Annotated in this window: 19 protein-coding genes; 3 read left to right on the top strand and 16 right to left on the bottom strand. The window is 73.7% G+C overall.

Annotated features, from left to right (window positions below):
* Positions 1–6: 6 nt before the first annotated feature.
* Positions 7–2421, bottom strand: coding sequence for a low temperature requirement protein A (locus tag GSF22_RS08570; RefSeq protein ID WP_208812631.1), 2415 nt, complete (start codon positions 2419–2421; stop codon positions 7–9).
* Positions 2422–2490: 69 nt separating this feature from the next.
* Positions 2491–3948: a MocR-like transcription factor YczR gene (yczR, locus tag GSF22_RS08565; protein WP_208812629.1), complete on the bottom strand. Its 1458-nt coding sequence runs from the start codon at positions 3946–3948 to the stop codon at positions 2491–2493.
* Between the two features lie 59 nt (positions 3949–4007).
* Between yczR and yczE the strand changes: the two genes are divergently transcribed.
* Both yczE and GSF22_RS08555 read left to right on the top strand, forming a co-directional pair.
* Entirely contained in the window at positions 4008–4652 is a 645-nt protein-coding gene (gene yczE, locus GSF22_RS08560; protein ID WP_208812627.1) for a membrane protein YczE, read from the top strand.
* Positions 4653–4720: 68 nt separating this feature from the next.
* Entirely contained in the window at positions 4721–5185 is a 465-nt protein-coding gene (locus GSF22_RS08555) for a hypothetical protein (protein WP_208812625.1), read from the top strand.
* A gap of 197 nt (positions 5186–5382) precedes the next feature.
* On the opposite strand, the gene hisF is transcribed toward GSF22_RS08555, so the two are convergent.
* The 12 genes from hisF to hisD form a co-directional block, all read right to left on the bottom strand.
* Complete coding sequence (gene hisF, locus GSF22_RS08550; protein ID WP_208812623.1) at positions 5383–6150, bottom strand: imidazole glycerol phosphate synthase subunit HisF; 768 nt, start codon at positions 6148–6150, stop codon at positions 5383–5385.
* Positions 6151–6285: 135 nt separating this feature from the next.
* On the bottom strand, positions 6286–7293 hold the full coding sequence (locus tag GSF22_RS08545; protein ID WP_208812620.1) for an NADP-dependent oxidoreductase: 1008 nt from the start codon (positions 7291–7293) through the stop codon (positions 6286–6288).
* Positions 7294–7383: 90 nt separating this feature from the next.
* Complete coding sequence (locus GSF22_RS08540; RefSeq protein ID WP_244366719.1) at positions 7384–7800, bottom strand: organic hydroperoxide resistance protein; 417 nt, start codon at positions 7798–7800, stop codon at positions 7384–7386.
* 5 nt (positions 7801–7805) lie between these two features.
* Positions 7806–8252 carry a MarR family winged helix-turn-helix transcriptional regulator gene (locus GSF22_RS08535; protein WP_208812617.1) on the bottom strand — a complete coding sequence of 149 codons (447 nt, stop codon included), beginning with the start codon at positions 8250–8252 and terminating at the stop codon, positions 7806–7808.
* A gap of 37 nt (positions 8253–8289) precedes the next feature.
* Entirely contained in the window at positions 8290–8682 is a 393-nt protein-coding gene (locus tag GSF22_RS08530) for a Rid family hydrolase (RefSeq protein ID WP_208812615.1), read from the bottom strand.
* Entirely contained in the window at positions 8679–9404 is a 726-nt protein-coding gene (gene priA / locus GSF22_RS08525) for a bifunctional 1-(5-phosphoribosyl)-5-((5-phosphoribosylamino)methylideneamino)imidazole-4-carboxamide isomerase/phosphoribosylanthranilate isomerase PriA (RefSeq protein WP_208812614.1), read from the bottom strand. Before priA ends, GSF22_RS08530 begins: the two co-directional genes overlap by 4 nt.
* A gap of 33 nt (positions 9405–9437) precedes the next feature.
* On the bottom strand, positions 9438–9764 hold the full coding sequence (locus GSF22_RS08520; protein ID WP_208812612.1) for a hypothetical protein: 327 nt from the start codon (positions 9762–9764) through the stop codon (positions 9438–9440).
* A 34-nt stretch (positions 9765–9798) separates the two neighbouring features.
* Positions 9799–10434, bottom strand: coding sequence for an imidazole glycerol phosphate synthase subunit HisH (gene hisH, locus GSF22_RS08515; protein ID WP_208812610.1), 636 nt, complete (start codon positions 10432–10434; stop codon positions 9799–9801).
* Positions 10431–10604: a hypothetical protein gene (locus GSF22_RS08510; RefSeq protein ID WP_208812608.1), complete on the bottom strand. Its 174-nt coding sequence runs from the start codon at positions 10602–10604 to the stop codon at positions 10431–10433. The genes hisH and GSF22_RS08510 overlap by 4 nt, the downstream gene beginning before the upstream one ends.
* Positions 10605–10632: 28 nt before the next feature.
* Positions 10633–11244 (bottom strand): imidazoleglycerol-phosphate dehydratase HisB, encoded by a 612-nt coding sequence (gene hisB, locus GSF22_RS08505; RefSeq protein WP_208812606.1) that lies wholly within the window; start codon positions 11242–11244, stop codon positions 10633–10635.
* Positions 11241–12317: a histidinol-phosphate transaminase gene (locus GSF22_RS08500; protein ID WP_208812604.1), complete on the bottom strand. Its 1077-nt coding sequence runs from the start codon at positions 12315–12317 to the stop codon at positions 11241–11243. The genes hisB and GSF22_RS08500 overlap by 4 nt, the downstream gene beginning before the upstream one ends.
* Positions 12314–13624, bottom strand: coding sequence for a histidinol dehydrogenase (gene hisD, locus GSF22_RS08495; RefSeq protein ID WP_208812602.1), 1311 nt, complete (start codon positions 13622–13624; stop codon positions 12314–12316). Before hisD ends, GSF22_RS08500 begins: the two co-directional genes overlap by 4 nt.
* 134 nt (positions 13625–13758) lie before the next feature.
* Here hisD and GSF22_RS08490 point away from each other — a divergent pair, with 134 nt between their 5' ends.
* Positions 13759–14454, top strand: coding sequence for an LON peptidase substrate-binding domain-containing protein (locus GSF22_RS08490; protein ID WP_208812600.1), 696 nt, complete (start codon positions 13759–13761; stop codon positions 14452–14454).
* Here GSF22_RS08490 and GSF22_RS08485 read toward each other — a convergent pair.
* Positions 14369–15232 carry a DUF2567 domain-containing protein gene (locus GSF22_RS08485; protein WP_208812598.1) on the bottom strand — a complete coding sequence of 288 codons (864 nt, stop codon included), beginning with the start codon at positions 15230–15232 and terminating at the stop codon, positions 14369–14371. The two genes, GSF22_RS08490 and GSF22_RS08485, sit on opposite strands and share 86 nt — an antisense overlap.
* Before the next feature lie 74 nt (positions 15233–15306).
* Positions 15307–16947, bottom strand: coding sequence for a MinD/ParA family ATP-binding protein (locus GSF22_RS08480; RefSeq protein WP_208812596.1), 1641 nt, complete (start codon positions 16945–16947; stop codon positions 15307–15309).
* Positions 16948–17105: the final 158 nt, after the last annotated feature.

Raw genomic sequence — 17105 nt, 5'->3', positions numbered from 1 at the left:
TCCACGTCAGTCCGGCAGTCCCGGCCGCGCGACGGTCGCCTCGATCGTCACGAACGCCAGGCAGGTGACGGTCAGCACGGCCAACGCCACGAACAGCGGCAGCCCGGCGGTGGCGGCCGCCAGGGCCACCAGCACGATCGTCCAGACCAGCCGGGTGGACCGGACCGGTCCTCCGGCCCGCCACCAGAACGCCTGCACGGCGACGAGAAAGCAGACCACCCCGCCGTACATCGCCAGGTGTGCCAGGTCCACGACGGCAGGGTCGACGGGGGACCTCCCCACCGTGCCGAAGGTCTCCCGCAGCCCGAACGAGACCAGCACCGCCCCGGCCACCATCGGCAGGTGCAGGTAGGTGTATCCGTCCCGGGCCATGCCGACCTGCCGGTCCCCGGTCGCCGCCGCCACCGACCGTTCCGCCATGCCCGCGTCCACCCGGAAGTACACCCACCAGAGTGTGACCAGCAGGGCCACCCCGAGCAGCAGCCCGACCAGCAGCAGCACGGAGAGCGGACGGTCGGCCACCGCCAGTCCCATCGAGATGATCGACTCGCCCAGGGCGATCAGGATGATCAGGGCGTGCCGGTCCGCCCAGTGCCCGGCCGAACGGACCCGCCAGCCACTTCGGCCGACGGCGTACCCACCGAGCAGGTCGATGGCGATGGCGGCGGACCACAGCTCCGCCCGCACCGGTTCCAGTGCCTCCGCATGATCCCCGCCCCGCGTCGGACCGGACGCGGCGACGGCCAGCAGGGCGAGCGCGACCGCGGTCGGCACCATCAGCCGGTAGACCTGCCGACGCAGTTCCGGGTTGTCCCTCGCCACCAGCCAGGTGGAGGCGAGATGCAGGACCCGGATGACGACGAGGCACCCGACGAAGACCGCCGGACCGGGCAGACCGCGGTCGGACCCCGAGAACGCCTGCGGGATGACGAACGCGATGACCAGGGTGTTGACCATGACCACCATCAGCACCACCCGCACCGGCCCGGCCTCCGACGGCACCGCGCTGGACAGCCAGGCGTAGCACGACCAGGCCCACCAGAGCACGGTCAGCACCAGCATCCCGCGCAGCAGTCCCTCGCCCGGATCGCCGACCATCAGAGCGGTGACCTGGAGGAACGCGTACACGAAGACGAGGTCGAAGAAGAGTTCCTTGGGGGTGACGCCGCCCGCCTCCTGCTTGGTGGGCCGGACCCGCCGGTGCAGTTCGAGGTGCCGGGTCCGGAAGACGGTGTGGTCCGCGAGCACCAGCAACGTCACCACGCCGGCCAGCACGGCCATCGCGCCGAGCACCGGCAGGACGGCGGCCAGCGGGACCAACGGGACCAACAGGACCACGCCGAGTATTGGTGAGCGTCCCCACCTGCGGTCGGTCCGGTGCTCGAAGCCGGTCAGACCGAGCAGGTACACCACCACCCCGCCGTAGAGCACCGCGACCGGTTCGAGGCCGAGCCGACCGGCGCCGTGCCCGAGTTCGGCGAGGGCCACCTTGAGACCGAACGAGATCAGGATCAGGCCGATGATCATCGGCAGGTGCCGGAAGGTGTACGCCTGGAGCCCCAGCAGCGTCCGCTCCGCGCCGGTCGCCCGCTCGATGGCCTGCTCGCCGGCGTACCGGGCGATGTCGAAGTAGAGCGCCCAGAGCACGCCGACGGTCACCACGCCCAGCACGATCCCGCCGATCACCGGCCAGGTGACCGGGATGACGACGGCGAGGCCCTGACTCACGCCGATCGAGATGATCGTCTCGCCGATCGCCACCAGGATGATCAGCGCGTGCCGCTCGGCCCAGTACGGCGCCGAGGCGATCCGCCAGGGCCCGTGCCGGACCAGGTAGGCACCCGTGTAGTCGATCACGATGGCGAGCAGTACCAGCCCGAACCGGAGCCAGTCGACCACCGGCCCCGGCGGGAGGTACTCGGGCAGCAGCGCGGAGGTCAGCAACATCAGCACCGCGACGCCGGTGAACGGAAGGAGGAAGACGAACTGCCGGCGCAGCGGGCGGTCCCGCCACCGGGTCACCACGATGATCAGCGTCGGGCCCAGGCGCGCGATGGCGTACCCGACCGCGAAGACCAGCCGCCCGAGCAGCCCACCCGGCCGGTCGGCCGGGATCTCCTGGAGACTCACCCCGACCAGGAACATGGTTGCGGTCAGCCCGGAGACCAGCAGCGGGGTGATCCCCCGGTCGAGCCGGAGGAAGTTGCCCAGCCAGGGATACAGCGCCCAGCACCACCAGAGCAGGGCGATCAGCAGCAGACCCCGGGTGAGCCCTGCCACGCTCAGGTCCGCAGCGGTCAACCCGGTCACGTTGAGGAAGGCGTAGACGAAGACCAGGTCGAGGAAGAGTTCCAGCCGGGTCACCCCGGCACCCGCGCCGACCAGGTGGATGCGTTCGGTCAGCCACCTCGTCCCGACCACGTCTCCACTCTGTCAGGCAACCGACCTGACCGGGGCGGACCGGGCAAATCCCTCTGGATCGTGGACGGATCAGGCGATGACGGCGGGCTCCCGCCACCGGGGTCGGCTGGCCCGGTCCAGGTCGTAACGGACCGCGGCGATCCGGCCCACCGCGTCCACCAGTTCCGGCGCGGGGAGGGTGAACGGCAGCCGCAGGAAGCGTTCCAGCGTGCCGTCCAGCCCAAACCGTGGCCCGGGGGCGAGGCGTACCCCGACCTCCTCGGCGGCCCGGGACAGGGCGCTGGAGATCGGCCCGTCCAGCTCGGCCCAGAGGGTCACGCCACCGCGCGGGATCCGGACCCGCCAGTCCGGCAGCCGCTCGGCCAGCGCGGCCAGCAGCGCGTCCCGCTGGACGGTGAGCTGGGACCGCCGGGCGGCGGCGATCGCCGGTGCCGCCTGCAGCAGGTGCACCGCCACCAGCTGGTCGAGGACCGGGCTGGCCATGTCCACCCCCACCCGGGCCGCCGCCAGCCGCTGCACCTGCGGAGCGGAGGCGCGGACCCAGCCGATCCGGAGACCACCCCAGTACGGCTTGCTCATCCCGCCGATGGAGACCACCCGGGAGTGCCGGTCGAAGGCCGCCGTCGGTGGGGGCAGCTCGACACCGTCCAGCGGGAGATCCACGAAGGATTCGTCCACCACCAGGTCGGTACCGGCGGCGTGGGCCGCCGCGACCACCCGTTCGCGCAGCTCGGCGGGCATCAGATGACCGGTGGGGTTCTGGAACTCCGGGATCAGGTACGCCATCCGGGGCCGGGTCTGGCGCAGACTGCCCAGCAGCAGCTCGGCATCCCAGCCGGTACCGTCCAGCGCCAGGCCGTGGGTGGCGATCCGGGCCCGCCGGGCGGCGAGCGCGGCGAGCGCGTTCGGGTAGGTGGGCGACTCCACCAGTACGCTCCCGCCGGGCGGCAGCCCGAGCCGCAGCACCAGGTCGAGGGCGTGCTGGGTACCGCTGGTCACCATGATCTGCTCGGGGCTGGTCGGCAGGCCCCGGTCGGCGTACCCCTGGGCCACCGCCTCGCGCAGCTCCACGATGCCGGTCGGGTGGTACCCGGCGCCGTGCAGGTAGCGGGGCAGGTCCTCGGCCGCGGACCGGGCGGCGTGGATCAGCTCCGGCGGTGCGGCCAGGGCGGCGCAGCTCAGGTCGATCATGTCCAGGTCGTCGGTCGGGGTCCACAGGCCGGAGCTGGCCACCCGGTGCCCACCCGGCAGCATGGTCCAGCTCCCGGCGCCGCGCCGGCTGGCCAGGTGACCGCTCTCCCGCAGCTCGCGGTAGGCGGCGGTGACCGTGGTCCGGCTGATCTTCAGGGCCTCGGCGAGTTCCCGTTCGGCGGGGAGTCGTACCCCCAACGGCAGCCGACCGTCGGCGAGCAGGCCACGGACCGCACCGGCGAGGGCCGCGTAGTCGGGGCTGCGTCGGCGGCCCGGCAGGGCGTGCCACTGTCCGAGCAGCCGGGCCAGCTGCCCGCCCCGTACCTGACTGGTCATGGCCGCGCTCCGAAAATTGGCTCTAACTATCGAGGGAATTGGCTCTTAGGTTGGCATGCATGGCACATATTGGCAACCTCCGGGAGCGGCCGGTCAGACGGCTGGGCCAGCTCTACGTCGGATTGGTGCTCTACGGCGTGAGCATGGCCCTGATGATCCGGTCCACTCTCGGCCTGGACCCCTGGGACGTCTTCCACCAGGGCGTCGCACTGCGCACCGGGCTCTCCATCGGTACCGTGGCGATCGTCACCGGTCTGCTGGTCCTGCTGCTCTGGATCCCGCTGCGACAGCGCCCGGGGCTCGGCACGGTGAGCAACGTCCTGGTCATCGGCGTGGTGGTGGACGCGACCCTACTGGTGCTGCCGGTCGCCGGACCGGTCGTCCTCCAGGTGGTCTTCCTGGTTGCCGGGATCGTGCTCAACGGGCTGGCCACCGGCCTCTACCTGGGCGCCCGGCTCGGCCCCGGGCCCCGCGACGGCCTGATGACCGGCTACGTGGCGCGACGTCCCGGCCGGTCGATCCGTCGGGTCCGTACCGTCATCGAGGTGAGCGTGCTGGCCGTCGGCTGGGTGCTCGGCGGCACGGTCGGCATCGGCACCCTTGCCTACGCGGTGACCATCGGGCCGTTGAGCCACCTGTTCATTCCGCTGTTCCAGGTGGTACCGGTCGCCACGCCGACACGAGCTGCGGGCCACGCCGTCTGAGCAGGGTGGTTGCGGGCGGTGGAAAGCGGATGTTTTCCTCTGCGGCATCCAACCGGCATCATTTCCCCATGGGGGCTGAGGGATGGCGTTGGACCGACGCCTGGATCTTCGTGTCACTGGTGATCGCGAGCGGTGCCGGGCGGCAGCGGCGGGCGCCGTCGAGCCGGCGGCCGGAAGGGGTACGCCTGGCTGACGTCCTCTCCACCGCCGACCACCTCAACCGGGCGATACCCGAGCGGCACGAGGTGGAGGAGGCGGTCCGCCGGCTCGCCGGAGCCGGCCTGGTCAGCGTGACCGACGGCTGGTTCCGGATCACCGCCGCCGGCGAGCAGCTGTGGCGGTCCCGGCCGAGCGCCGGCCTGGCCACCACCGTCGACACCGTGCAGGGGGTACTGACCCGCCGGCACACCCCCGGCGCGGCGGACTGGGACCTGGACGAGGCCGAGCACGCCGCAGCCGTCCAGGAGTACCTCAAGCGGTCGATCCCCACCCCGCGACGCTCACCCGAACCGGGCGGACCGGCCCGGAGCTGATCTACCGGCCGGCAGCGGGTCCCCGTTCAGGGCCGGGGGTCGGCCGGCCGATCCCCGGCGGCTGATCGTCCGACCGACTCCGGGCCGGCGGCTGACCGGCCGGCCGGCTCCCGGCCGGCGGCTGACCGTCCGACCGGCTCCCGGCCGGCGGCTGATACGTGCGGCGGCCCGGGGCCGCAGCCGGTCGACGCGGACGGTCAGCGGACCGGGTGCCCGGCGCCGCGCAGCGCCTCCTTGACCTCGCCCACACTCAGCTCACCGAAGTGGAAGACGCTGGCGGCGAGGACGGCGTCCGCGCCGGCCGCCACCGCAGGCGGGAAGTGCGCGACCGCCCCGGCCCCGCCACTGGCCACCACCGGCACGTCCACCACCCGGCGGACCGCGCCGATCAGCTCCAGGTCGAAACCGTTCTTCGTACCGTCGGCGTCCATCGAGTTGAGCAGGATCTCACCGGCACCCAGCTCCGCCGCCCGGTGTGCCCAGTCCACCGCGTCCATGCCGGTGCCACGCCGGCCACCGTGGGTGGTCACCTCGAAGCCGCTGCCGGTCGTCCCGGCCGGCGCGCGTCGTACGTCCAGGGAGAGCACCAGCACCTGCCGGCCGAACCGCTCGGCGATCTCGGCGATCAGCTCGGGCCGGGCGATCGCGGCCGTGTTCACCCCGACCTTGTCCGCACCCGCGCGCAGCAGGACGTCCACGTCCTCGACCCGGCGAACCCCACCGCCCACGGTGAGCGGGATGAAGACCGACTCGGCCGTGCGGCGTACCACGTCGAGCATGGTGCCCCGGTCGTCCGAGGAGGCGGTCACGTCGAGGAAGGTCAACTCGTCCGCCCCGGCCCGGTCGTACGCCGCCGCCAGCTCCACCGGGTCACCGGCGTCGCGCAGGTCGACGAAGTTGACCCCCTTGACCACCCGCCCGGCGTCCACGTCCAGACAGGGGATCACCCGTACCGCCACCGTCATGGGCCGAGCCTATCTCCCGCGTTGATCCGACCGTGCCGACCGGGTGCACCGGGCCGGCAGCTGGGACAGGGTGCGAGGTGTTAGGAAGGGCCCCTTCCTCTACCGAAAGCGATAAGAAGGGGCCCTTCCTTACACCTACAGGCGGACGAGCATCTTGCCGAGGTTCTCGCCCCGGAGCAGGCCGAGGAAGGCCGCCGGGGCGTTGTCGAGGCCGTCGACGACCGTCTCGTCGTACCGGATCTCACCGGAGCGCAGCCACCCGGCCATCTCGCCGAGGAACTCGTCCCGCAGGCCGGCGTGGTCACCGACCAGGAAACCCTGGAGGGTGAGCCGCTTGCCGATCACCAGGGCCAGGTTGCGCGGCGCGGCCGGCGGTTCGGCGTCGTTGTACTGGGCGATCATCCCGCAGATGGCGGCCCGGCCGTGGGTCCGCAGCGCGCCGATCGCCGCCTCCAGGTGGTCCCCGCCGACATTGTCGAAGTACACGTCGATGCCGTTCGGCGCGGCGGCCTTCAGCGACTCCCGGACGGGGCCGTCGTGGTAGTCGAACGCGGCGTCGAAGCCGAGCCCGAGCAGCCGGTCCACCTTGGCGGGCGAGCCGGCGCTGCCGATCACCCGGCCGGCGCCCCGGAGCTTGGCGATCTGGCCGACCAGGCTGCCGACCGCGCCGGCCGCGGCGGAGACGAAGACCGTCTCGCCGGGCTGCATCCGGGCCACCGCCAGCAGGCCGGCGTACGCGGTGAGCCCGGTCATGCCGAGCACGCCCAGGTACGCCGACACCGGGGCCAGTTCCGGGTCGACCACCCGCGCGGACGCGGCGTCGACCACCGCGTACTCCCGCCAGCCGAGCCCGTGCAGCACGGTGTCGCCGGGGTCGATCCCCTCGGCGTTGCTGGTGAGCACCTCGCCGAGGGCGCCGCCGTCGAGCGGTGCGTCGAGCCGGAACGGCGGGACGTAGGACTTCACGTCGTTCATCCGGCCCCGCATGTACGGGTCGACGGACATCAGGGTGTTACGGACCAGCACCTGGCCCGGGCCGGGGGTCGGGACCGGGGCCTCGACCAGCCGGAAGTTCTCCGGGGTGGGCCAGCCGTCGGGGCGGGAGGCGAGGTGGATCTCCCGGCCGGTGGTGGGTGCACTCATCGGTGCCCTCCTTCGGTGTCGCCGGGGCCCTGCCGCCGGGTGGTGCGGGTGTCGTTGCGTCCGCCGTGACGGACGGCAGGGCCGGTACGGTCAGCGGACGGTCAGGGTGACGTCGATGTTGCCCCGGGTCGCGTTGGAGTACGGGCAGACCTGGTGGGCCTGGGCGACCAGGTCCTCGGCGACGGCCCGGTCGACGGCCGGCAGTTCGACGGCGAGGGTGACGGCGAGACCGAAACCGCCGCTGCCGTTCGGGCCGATGCCGACCTCGGCGTCGACGGTCGAGCCGGTGACGTCGGCCTTGGCCCGGCGGGCCACCAGCCGCAGCGCCGAGTGGAAGCAGGCGGCGTAGCCGGCGGCGAAGAGCTGTTCGGGGTTGAGCGCGCCACCGGCACCGCCCATCTCCTTGGGGATGGCCAGGTCGACGTCGAGCGTGCCGTCGGAGGTCCGGACGTGACCGTCGCGGCCGTCCCCGGTGGCGTGTGCGGCAGCGGTGTAGAGCACCTGCATGGGGGTCACTGCTCCTTCTGTCGGTGGATGGTCTCGGTGATCCTGGTGAGGGTGTCCCGGAGGGCGACCAGTTCGTCGCCGGTGAGCCCGGTCGCGGCGGCCACCCGGTAGGGCACCTGCTCGACCCGGTCCCGCAGGTGCCGGCCGGCGTCGGTCAGCGCGACGGTCACCCGTCGCTCGTCGACCGTCGACCGGCGTCGGGCCACCAGCCCGGCCGCCTCCAGCCGCTTGACCAGCGGGGAGAGCGTGCCGGAGTCCAGGCGCAGCTCGGCGCCGAGCTCGGAGACGGTGGGCGGGTCGTCGCCGCGTTCCCAGAGCACGAGCAGGACCAGGTACTGCGGGTAGGTGAGGCCCAGCTCGTCGAGGATCGGCCGGTACACGTCGGTGACCGCCCGGGACGCGGCGTAGAGCGCGAAGCACACCTGCCGGCGCAGCACCAGATCATCGTTCACGACAGGAACGATAGTGCGTGATTAAGTTGTGCGCAACTTAATCGTCGGCGAGGTACGCCTCCACCTCGACCTCCACCAGGTGGTCCGGGTGCAGCAACCCGGCCACCACCACCAGCGTCGCCGCCGGCCGGACCGCCCCGAAGACGGCGTTGTGCGCCCGACCCACCTCGTCGGCGTACGACCGGTCCACCACGTACATCCGGGTCCGCACCACGTCGGCCGGGCCGGCACCCACCCCGGCCAGCGCGTCCAGCGCGATCCGGAACGCCTGGGCGGTCTGCGCCGCGGCGTCACCCACGTGGGTCACCTGCCCGTCGACGGTCGACGTGCAGCCGGCCGTCCAGGCGGACGCGCCGGCCCGGACCACCCGGGCGTAGCCGTACGTCCGCTCCCACGGGCCACCCGAGCCGAGCCGGGTCACCACCGTCACGGACGGGCCAGCGTCTCGAGCGCCTCCGCCACCGTGAACGCACCGGCGTAGAGCGCCTTGCCGGCGATCACGCCCTCCACCCCGATCGGCTCCAGGGTGGCCAGCGCCCGCAGGTCGTCCAGCGTCGAGACCCCGCCCGAGGCGATCACCGGCGCACCCGTCCGCGCGCAGACCTCACGCAGCAGGTCCAGGTTCGGGCCACGCATGGTGCCGTCCTTGGTGATGTCGGTCACCACGTACCGGGAGGCACCCGCCTTGTCCAGCCGCTCCAGCACCTCGAAGAGGTCACCGCCGTCCCGGGTCCAGCCCCGGGCGGAGAGGGTACGACCCCGCACGTCCAGCCCGATGGCCACCCGGTCGCCGTACTCGCCGACCACCCGGTCGCACCAGACCGGGTCCTCCAGCGCGGCGGTGCCGATGTTGACCCGGGCCGCCCCGGTACCCAGCGCCGCCCGCAGCGACTCGTCGTCCCGGATCCCGCCGGAGAGCTCCACCTTGACGTCCAGCCGGCGCACCACGTCCGCCAGCAGCGCCGCGTTCGAACCCCGACCGAAGGCGGCGTCGAGATCGACCAGGTGGATCCACTCCGCCCCGTCGGACTGCCAGGCCAACGCCGCGTCCAGCGGGTCGCCGTAGGTGGTCTCGCTGCCGGCGGCGCCCTGAACGAGACGGACGGCCTGACCGTCGGCGACGTCGACGGCAGGAAGCAGGGTGAGGCTCAACTCGATCTCCTCGATCAGGTTCTACGGTCTCGATCAGGTTCTACGGTCCAGGGCGATCACCACGACCGCCGGAAGTACGAGCACCAGCACCAACGACAGCAGCACCCGCAGGGCGAGGTCGTCGACGAGGGCCCAGATCAGTGCGCCCACGGCCAGCGTCACCAGCACGATCCCGGAGCGTTCGGCCCGGGTACGCCGGGGTTGCAACCGACCGGTACGCCGGTCCGGCAGCCGGGGCGTCAGCCGCCGCAGCAGCGCCCGCCACCGCTCCCGGCGGGCCCGCTTCCGCTGCCGGGCGGCGCGTTCCCGCTCGGCCACCGCCTCCCGCTCGGCCCGACGGCGGGCCCGCTCCCGGCTCACCGGCCCACCGCTGCGGTGACCAGCACGACAGCCGTCACAGCGTGGCCAGCCAGTTCCCCAGCAGGGTGGCACCGGTGTCGGCGGACTTCTCCGGGTGGAACTGGGCCGCCGCCAGCGGGCCCCGCTCCACGGCGGCGACGAAGTCGGTCCCGTGGTGCGCCACGGTGGGCAGGGCGCCGGCCGCGTACAGCGCCGACACGTCGGACACCGCGTACGAGTGGACGAAGTAGAACCGGCTCTGCGGCGGCAGCCCGGCGAAGAGCACCGAACCGGCCGGTGGGGTCACCGTGTTCCAGCCCATGTGCGGCAGCCGCTCGGCGGCGAGCCGGGTCACCCCGCCGGGCAACAGGCCCAGCCCCTTGGTGACCACCCCGTGCTCCTCGCCGTACTCGAAGAGCACCTGCATGCCCACGCAGATGCCGAGCACCGGACGGCCGGCGGCGACCCGCTCGGCGATCACCGGCCCGGCACCGAGCGCCTCGATACCGGCCATACACGCGGCGTACGCCCCGACCCCCGGTACGACCAGCCCGTCCGCCGCCGCGGCGGCGGCCAGGTCGGCGGTCACCGTGACGTCGGCGCCGACCCGGGCCAGGGCCCGCTCGGCGGAACGCAGGTTGCCGGAGCCGTAGTCCAGGACCACCACCCGGCGCGTGGTGCGCGTACTCATGAACCCTCCCCGGGGATCAGCCAGAGGATGCCGCCGACCGCCGCCAGCAGCGCGAGCACCCCGACGAAGGCCACCGCGCCGCGCCCGGCGCCCTGCCGGTGCATCGACCAGGCCCCACCGACCAGTACCCCGGCGAGGGCCAGCAGCAGGACCGGGAGCACCGAACTCACCGCGCCACCCCCGTCGCCGACCCGGCCGTCACAGCGCGCCCTTGGTGCTGGGGATCACGCCCGCCGACCGGGGGTCGACCGCGGTGGCCTCGCGCAGGGCCCGGGACACCGCCTTGAACTGCGCCTCGACCACGTGGTGCGCGTCCGGGTGCCCACCGGGGCGGGCCGCCCGCAGCACGTCCACGTGCAGGGTGATCCGGGCCGCCTGCCCGAACGACTCGAAGATGTGCCGGGTCATGCTGGTCGGATAGACCGGCCCGATGTACGGGGCCAGCACCGGCTCGTCGTGCACCACGTACGGCCGGCCGGAGAGGTCGACGGCGGCCCGGACCAGCACCTCGTCCATCGGCACGGTGGCCGAGCCGTACCGCCGGATGCCGGCCTTGTCCCCCAACGCCTGGTCGAACGCGGCGCCCAGGGCCAGCGCGGTGTCCTCCATCGTGTGGTGCGCGTCGATCTCCAGGTCACCGACGGTCCGCACGGTGAGGTCGAAGCCGCCGTGCCGGGCGATCTGGTGCAGCATGTGGTCGTAGAAACCGATACCGGTGCTGATCTCGGCCCGACCCGTACCGTCGAGATCCAGCTCGACGAGCACGTTCGTCTCCTTGGTGACCCGCTCCACCCGGGCGGTCCGGCTCATCGGGACAGCACCTCCATGGCATCGAGGAAGGCATCGGTCTCGGCGGGGGTACCGGCGGTGACCCGCAGCCAGCCGGGCAGGCCGACGTCCCGGACCAGCACCCCGGCGTCCAGCAGGGCCCGCCAGGCCACCGCCTGGTCACCGTCGACCGAGAAGAGGACGAAGTTGGCGTCACTGTCGGCCACCCGGTGACCCCGGCGGCGCAGTTCGCCGACGATCCGGTCACGCTGCTCACGGATCGCCGCGACGCTGGCCAGCAGGGCACCCCGGTGGGCCAGCGCCGCCCGGGCCGCGGCCTGGGTGAGCGCGGAGAGGTGGTACGGCAGCCGGACGAGCTGGACCGCGTCCACCACGGCCGGATCGGCCACCAGGTAGCCCAACCGGCCACCGGCGAAGCCGAACGCCTTGCTCATCGTGCGGGTCACCACCAGCCGGGGGTGCCCCGGCAGCAGCTCCAACGCGGTGCGGGTACCGGCCCGGGCGAACTCGGCGTACGCCTCGTCGACCACCACCATGCCGGGGGCGACGTCCAGCACCGCCCCGATCACCGCCGGGTCGAGGGCGGTACCCGTGGGGTTGTTCGGTGAGCAGAGGAAGACCACGTCCGGGTGGTGCGCCCGCACCTGGGAGACCGCGTCGTCGACGGTCAACCCGAAGTCGGCGCCCCGGCGGCCGGCGACCCAGCCGGTGCCGGTACCGAGGGCCAGCAGCGGGTGCATCGAGTACGCCGGGGTGAAGCCCAGCGCCACCCGCCCCGGCCCGGCGAACGCCTGCAACAACTGCTGCTGGATCTCGTTGGAGCCGTTGGCCGCCCAGACGTGCCCGGCGGTCAGCCCGTGACCGAGGTAGTCGGCCAGGTCGGCGCGGAGCGCCAGCGCGTCCCGGTCCGGGTACCGGTTGAGGTCCCGCAGCTCCGCCGCGACCGCCTTGCCGATCGCGTCGACCACCGCGTCCGGTACCGGGTAGGAGTTCTCGTTGGTGTTCAGCCGGACCGCCACGTCGAGCTGCGGGGCGCCGTACGGCGAACGTCCGCGCAGGTCGTCGCGGATCGGCAGGTCGTCGAGAGTGGTCACCGGAACCTCACCTGGACGGCCTGGCCGTGCGCCGGCAGGTTCTCCACGTTGGCCAGGGTCACCACGTGCGGGGCCACCTCGCGCAGCGCCGCCTCGTCGTACTCGACCAGGTGGATGCCGCGCAGGAACGACTGCACCGACAGCCCGGAGGAGTGCCGGGCACAGCCCCCGGTGGGTAGCACGTGGTTCGAGCCGGCGCAGTAGTCGCCGAGCGACACCGGGGCGTACGCCCCGACGAAGACCGCCCCCGCGTTGCGGACCCGCAGCGCCCACTGCCGGGCGTCCCGGGTCTGGATCTCCAGGTGCTCCGCGGCGTACGCGTCGACCACCCGCAGCCCCTGCTCCAGGTCGTCGACGAGCACCGCCCCGCTCTGCTCCCCGGTCAGCGCGGTGGTGACCCGCTCGTGGTGCCGGGTCGCCGGTACCTGCCGGGCCAGCTCCGCCTCCACCGCGTCGACCAGCTCGACCGACGGGGTGACCAGGACGCTCGCCGCGAGCGGGTCGTGCTCGGCCTGACTGATCAGGTCGGCGGCCACGTGCGCCGGGTCGGCGGTGTCGTCGGCCAGGATGGCGATCTCGGTCGGGCCGGCCTCGGCGTCGATGCCGACCACCCCGCGCAGCAGCCGCTTGGCGGCGGTCACCCAGATGTTGCCCGGCCCGGTGATCATGTCGACCGGTTCGCACCAGCCCGTGCCGTCGGCGTCGGTGGCGCAGCCGTAGGCCAGCATCGCCACCGCCTGGGCGCCCCCGACGGCGTAGACCTCGTCCACCCCGAGCAGGGCGCAGGCGGCCAGCACCCGGGGGTCGGGCAGGCCCTTGTTGTCCGACTGCGGCGGGCTCACCACCACCAGCGAACCGACCCCGGCCGCCTGGGCCGGGACCACGTTCATCACCACGGTCGACGGGTACATCGCCAGCCCACCGGGGACGTAGAGGCCGACCCGGCCGACCGGTACCCACCGCTCGGTGACCGTGCCGCCCGGGACCACCTGGGTGGTGTGGTCGGTACGCCGCTGGTCGGCGTGCACCCGGCGGGCCCGGCTGATCGACTCCAGCAGGGCGGCGCGGACCTGCGGGTCGAGGGTCTGCTCGGCGGCGGCGATCTCCTCCACCGGGACCCGCAACCGGTCGAGGGTGACGCCGTCGAAGCGATGGGTGGCGTCCCGGACCGCCGTGAAGCCATGCTCGCGGACCGCCTCGACGAGCGGACGGATCTTCTCGACCGCCACGGAGACGTCGAGCTGGGCACGGGGCAGCAGGCGGCGCGGGTCACGGCCGCCGCCGCGCAGGTCGATCCGGTTCAACACTCCTGCGAGTCTAGGCGGCGGGCCTGCGGCCGGCCCGCGCCGTCCGGGTGGCGGGACGGTGAGCCGGACCACCACGGCAGGCACGGGGCGGGACGGGTCCCGCCGGGCGGGCTCCGGCGGGCTACGCTCAGGTGGTGAGTGCGCGGCTGCCGATCTTCCCGCTCGGGACGGTGCTGTTTCCCGGTCTGGTCCTCCCGCTGCACATCTTCGAGGAGCGGTACCGGACGCTGGTCACCCATCTGGTCGGGCAGCCCGAGGGCACGCCCCGGGAGTTCGGGGTGGTCGCCATCCGCAGCGGCTGGGAGGTCGCGCCGGCCGGCGGCACCGGGCCCGGCTCCGCCTCGGTCAGCGTGCACGAGGTGGGGTGCACGGCCGAGATCCGCCAGGTCACCGAGCTGGCCGACGGCGGGTTCGACCTGGTCACCGTGGGCAAACGCCGGTTCCGCATCGTCGACGTCGACCCGGACGCGGCACCGTACCTCACCGCCGAGGTGGAGTGGCTGCCCGAACCGGACGGCCCGGACGAGGTCGCCGAGCTGCTCACTCCCCGGGTCACCGCGGTGTTCCGGCAGTACCTCGGCCTGATCCGGCCCGAGGCTGCGGAGATCACCGAGCAGTTGCCCGACGATCCGACCGTGCTGTCCCACCTGGTGGCCGCGACCGCCGCGCTGACCATCGCCGACCGGCAGCGCCTGCTGGCGGTCGAGGGTACCGCCGAGCGGCTCCGCGCGGAGTTGCGTCTGCTCAACCGCGAGGCGGCTCTGCTGCGTCAGGTCCGGGCGGTCCCGGTGCCGCTGGCGGAGCTGGCGGTACCGCCGAGCCCCAACTGACCCCCGGCGCGGCCGGACCCGCACCGGCCCCCGGTGCCGCCGACGGGTCCGCCGCCGGGTCCGCGCCGAACTCCGGTGCCGCCGACGGGTCCGCCGCCGGGTCCGCGCCGAACTCCGGATCGGGACCGGCCATCGGGACCCAGGGCTGCGGCTCGGTCTCGGGACGCAGCGACGGCCACTGCGACCAGCCGGCGAGCAGGGTGTACGTCACGGCGGCGGCGAACGCCGGGACCAGCACGTCACCCTGGATGGTGGGGATCACGCCGAGCAGCCACTCGACGCCACCGGCTCGCAGGTCGGCGGGCTTCTCCAGGGCCTGCCCCACCTCGGCGGCGGCCAGCAGCCGCTGGTAGTCGGCCAGCCCGATCTGCCGGCCGAGCCGCCAGGCGACCAGGGCGGCGCCGACGCTGCCGAGGACCGCGACGACGAGTCCGAGCGGTCCACGTACCCGGCGCAGCAGCAGCCAGACCCCGATCGCGGCGAGCACCCCGAAGCCGAGCCCGAGCAGGCTGAACCACCCGTCGGCGGCGATGAACTGCTCCGGCTGCGGCTCGGCCAGGACCGCGCCGTCGGCGGTCCGGACCACCGGCACCCGGGGCGCCAGGGCGTACCAGAGCAGTCCGAGCGGCACACCGAGGACGGTCAGCGCCAACCCGGCGCCGGCACAGGTCCCGACCGTCCGGCCCGGCCGGCGGGGCGGATCGACCGACAGGGTCAGGCTGCTGACGTAGGCGCTGTCGACCACGGGACGGTCGGGCTCTCCGGTGGGCTGGCTCACCGGATGATCCTCTCAGGCGCGCCTGCCGGCCGTGGCCCGGACCGGCACCGGGTGGGACAGTCCGTCCCGAGGGCTCAGCGGGCGAAGGGTTCCAGCATGACCGCCACCGCCCGTAGCCAGGCGTCCCGGGTCTCCTGCTGGAGCTGGTGGTACTCGATCGAGGAACCCGCCTCCAGGGCCGGGTCGTACGGCACCACGGCGACCGCCCGGGTCCGGGTGGCGAAGTGCCGTTCCAGGTCGGTCTGCAACGGCGACCGGCCCGGCGTCGGACAGGAGATCAGGGTGACCGCGTTGTCGGCCAGCTCCCCCATGCCGACCTCGTGCAGCAGGTCCAGCATCCAGTCGCCGCTGAACGCGGCGTCCTCCCGGGGCACCGTGGTGAGCACGAGCTGGTCGGCGGACTGCATCACGCTGCGCCAGTTGGGGCTCTCCACGTTGTTGCCGGTGTCCACGCAGATCACGTCGTGGGTCCGGCGGAGCAGGTCGAGGACCCGACGGACGGTGAACTGGTCGAGCCGCTGGGCGAAACGCGGGCTCTCCTCCCCGGCGAGGACGTCGTAGGACCCGTCCGAGGCGTGCCGCAGGTAGTCGTCGAGCCGGTCGTGCAGGTCCGCGCCGTGCCGGGTCTCCACGTCGGCCAGGTCGGTGATCAGGTGCCGGATCGTCCGGGCGTGCCGGGCGCTGCCGGCCCGCAGCCCGAGGGTGCCGCGCAGCTCGTTGTCGTCCCAGGCCAGCACCCCGCGCCCGCGTACGCTGCCGACGGTGGCCGCGGCCAGCACGGTGGCCGTGGTCTTGTGCACCCCGCCCTTGGGATTGGCGAAGGCGATCACCCGGGGCGTGCCGAAGTCCCGCCGGAGCACCCCGACCGCCCGCTCCGTCTCGCTCACCGGGGCGGGACGCTGCCACTGGCCCCGCGTCGGGTAGCCGCCGACGACCGGCGTCGCGGTGTTCACCGGTGCCGGGGGTGCCGGGGCCGGCAGCGCCGGCCGGACCGGGTAGGCGTACTCGACGGCCGGCGCGGTACGGGCCGGGTAGCCGCTGTCGAGCGCGCGGGGCGTCGGTCCGCTCTCCACCGCCGGAACCGGCCGGGGCGACTGGCCACCCTCCACCGCCGGGCGGGCCGGGTAGCCGCTCTCCACGGCCGGTGCGGTACGCGGGTAGCCGCTCTCCACCGCCGGAACCGGCCGGACCGGGTAGCCGTTGCCCGCCGCCGAGCGGGGCGGGGACGGTTCCCGCCGGTAGGCCGGCTCGGCCGGCGGCGCGGCGGGAGCGGGGTGCGCCGGCTCGGCCCGGTAGCCGTTCTCCAGCAGCGCGTACCGGGACTCGGCCGGTGGCTCGGGGGCGTGCCGGTAGCCGTTCTCCAGCAGCGCGTACCGCGACTCGCCGGCCGCCGGTGGATCCGGCCGGGGCGCCGGACCCGGCTCGGGAAGCTGACCGCCGCCGGAGAAGCCCGCCGGCACGGCCCGGCCGGCGTACCCGCCGCCTACCGTGCGGCGGGGCAACGGGGGCCGGTCCGGATCAGCGGGTACGGCGGACCGGCCGACCCGGGTCGGCAGGGTGGACGGGTCGTCGACGGCCGGTGGTGGATCGTCGGCGACGTGCCCGTTCTCGCCCTGCTCCGTCGGCCGACCGTGGAGCCGGGCCCGGTCCAGCAGCGCGCGCCAGCGCGGTGCTGGTTCCGCCGGCCGGCCCCAGCCGGTCTCGCTGCCGTCCACGGCTCGCCCTCCCAGCGCCCTCGGTTCCCGCCTGACAGGCTACGGAAGCAAACCCTATTCGGACCAGATCGTGGCGGATACCCCACGGTCGCCCTGCCGATCCGCGACAGTGCTCACAGGCTGCCCGCCGGCGCCGGCGAAGGGGGCGCCGGGGTGGG

This window comes from Micromonospora echinofusca (assembly GCF_017614955.1).
Taxonomy (GTDB): Bacteria; Actinomycetota; Actinomycetes; order Mycobacteriales; family Micromonosporaceae; genus Micromonospora; species Micromonospora echinofusca_A.
This window is presented reverse-complemented; position numbering and strand designations above follow the sequence as displayed.

Coding starts and splice junctions, on each gene's coding strand:
- yczR (WP_208812629.1), bottom strand. CDS start 3,948: ATGACCAGTCAGGTACGGGGCGGGCAGCTGGCCCGGCTGCTCGGACAG.
- yczE (WP_208812627.1), top strand. CDS start 4,008: ATGGCACATATTGGCAACCTCCGGGAGCGGCCGGTCAGACGGCTGGGC.
- GSF22_RS08555 (WP_208812625.1), top strand. CDS start 4,721: ATGGGGGCTGAGGGATGGCGTTGGACCGACGCCTGGATCTTCGTGTCA.
- hisF (WP_208812623.1), bottom strand. CDS start 6,150: ATGACGGTGGCGGTACGGGTGATCCCCTGTCTGGACGTGGACGCCGGG.
- GSF22_RS08545 (WP_208812620.1), bottom strand. CDS start 7,293: ATGAGTGCACCCACCACCGGCCGGGAGATCCACCTCGCCTCCCGCCCC.
- GSF22_RS08540 (WP_244366719.1), bottom strand. CDS start 7,800: ATGCAGGTGCTCTACACCGCTGCCGCACACGCCACCGGGGACGGCCGC.
- hisH (WP_208812610.1), bottom strand. CDS start 10,434: ATGAGTACGCGCACCACGCGCCGGGTGGTGGTCCTGGACTACGGCTCC.
- hisB (WP_208812606.1), bottom strand. CDS start 11,244: ATGAGCCGGACCGCCCGGGTGGAGCGGGTCACCAAGGAGACGAACGTG.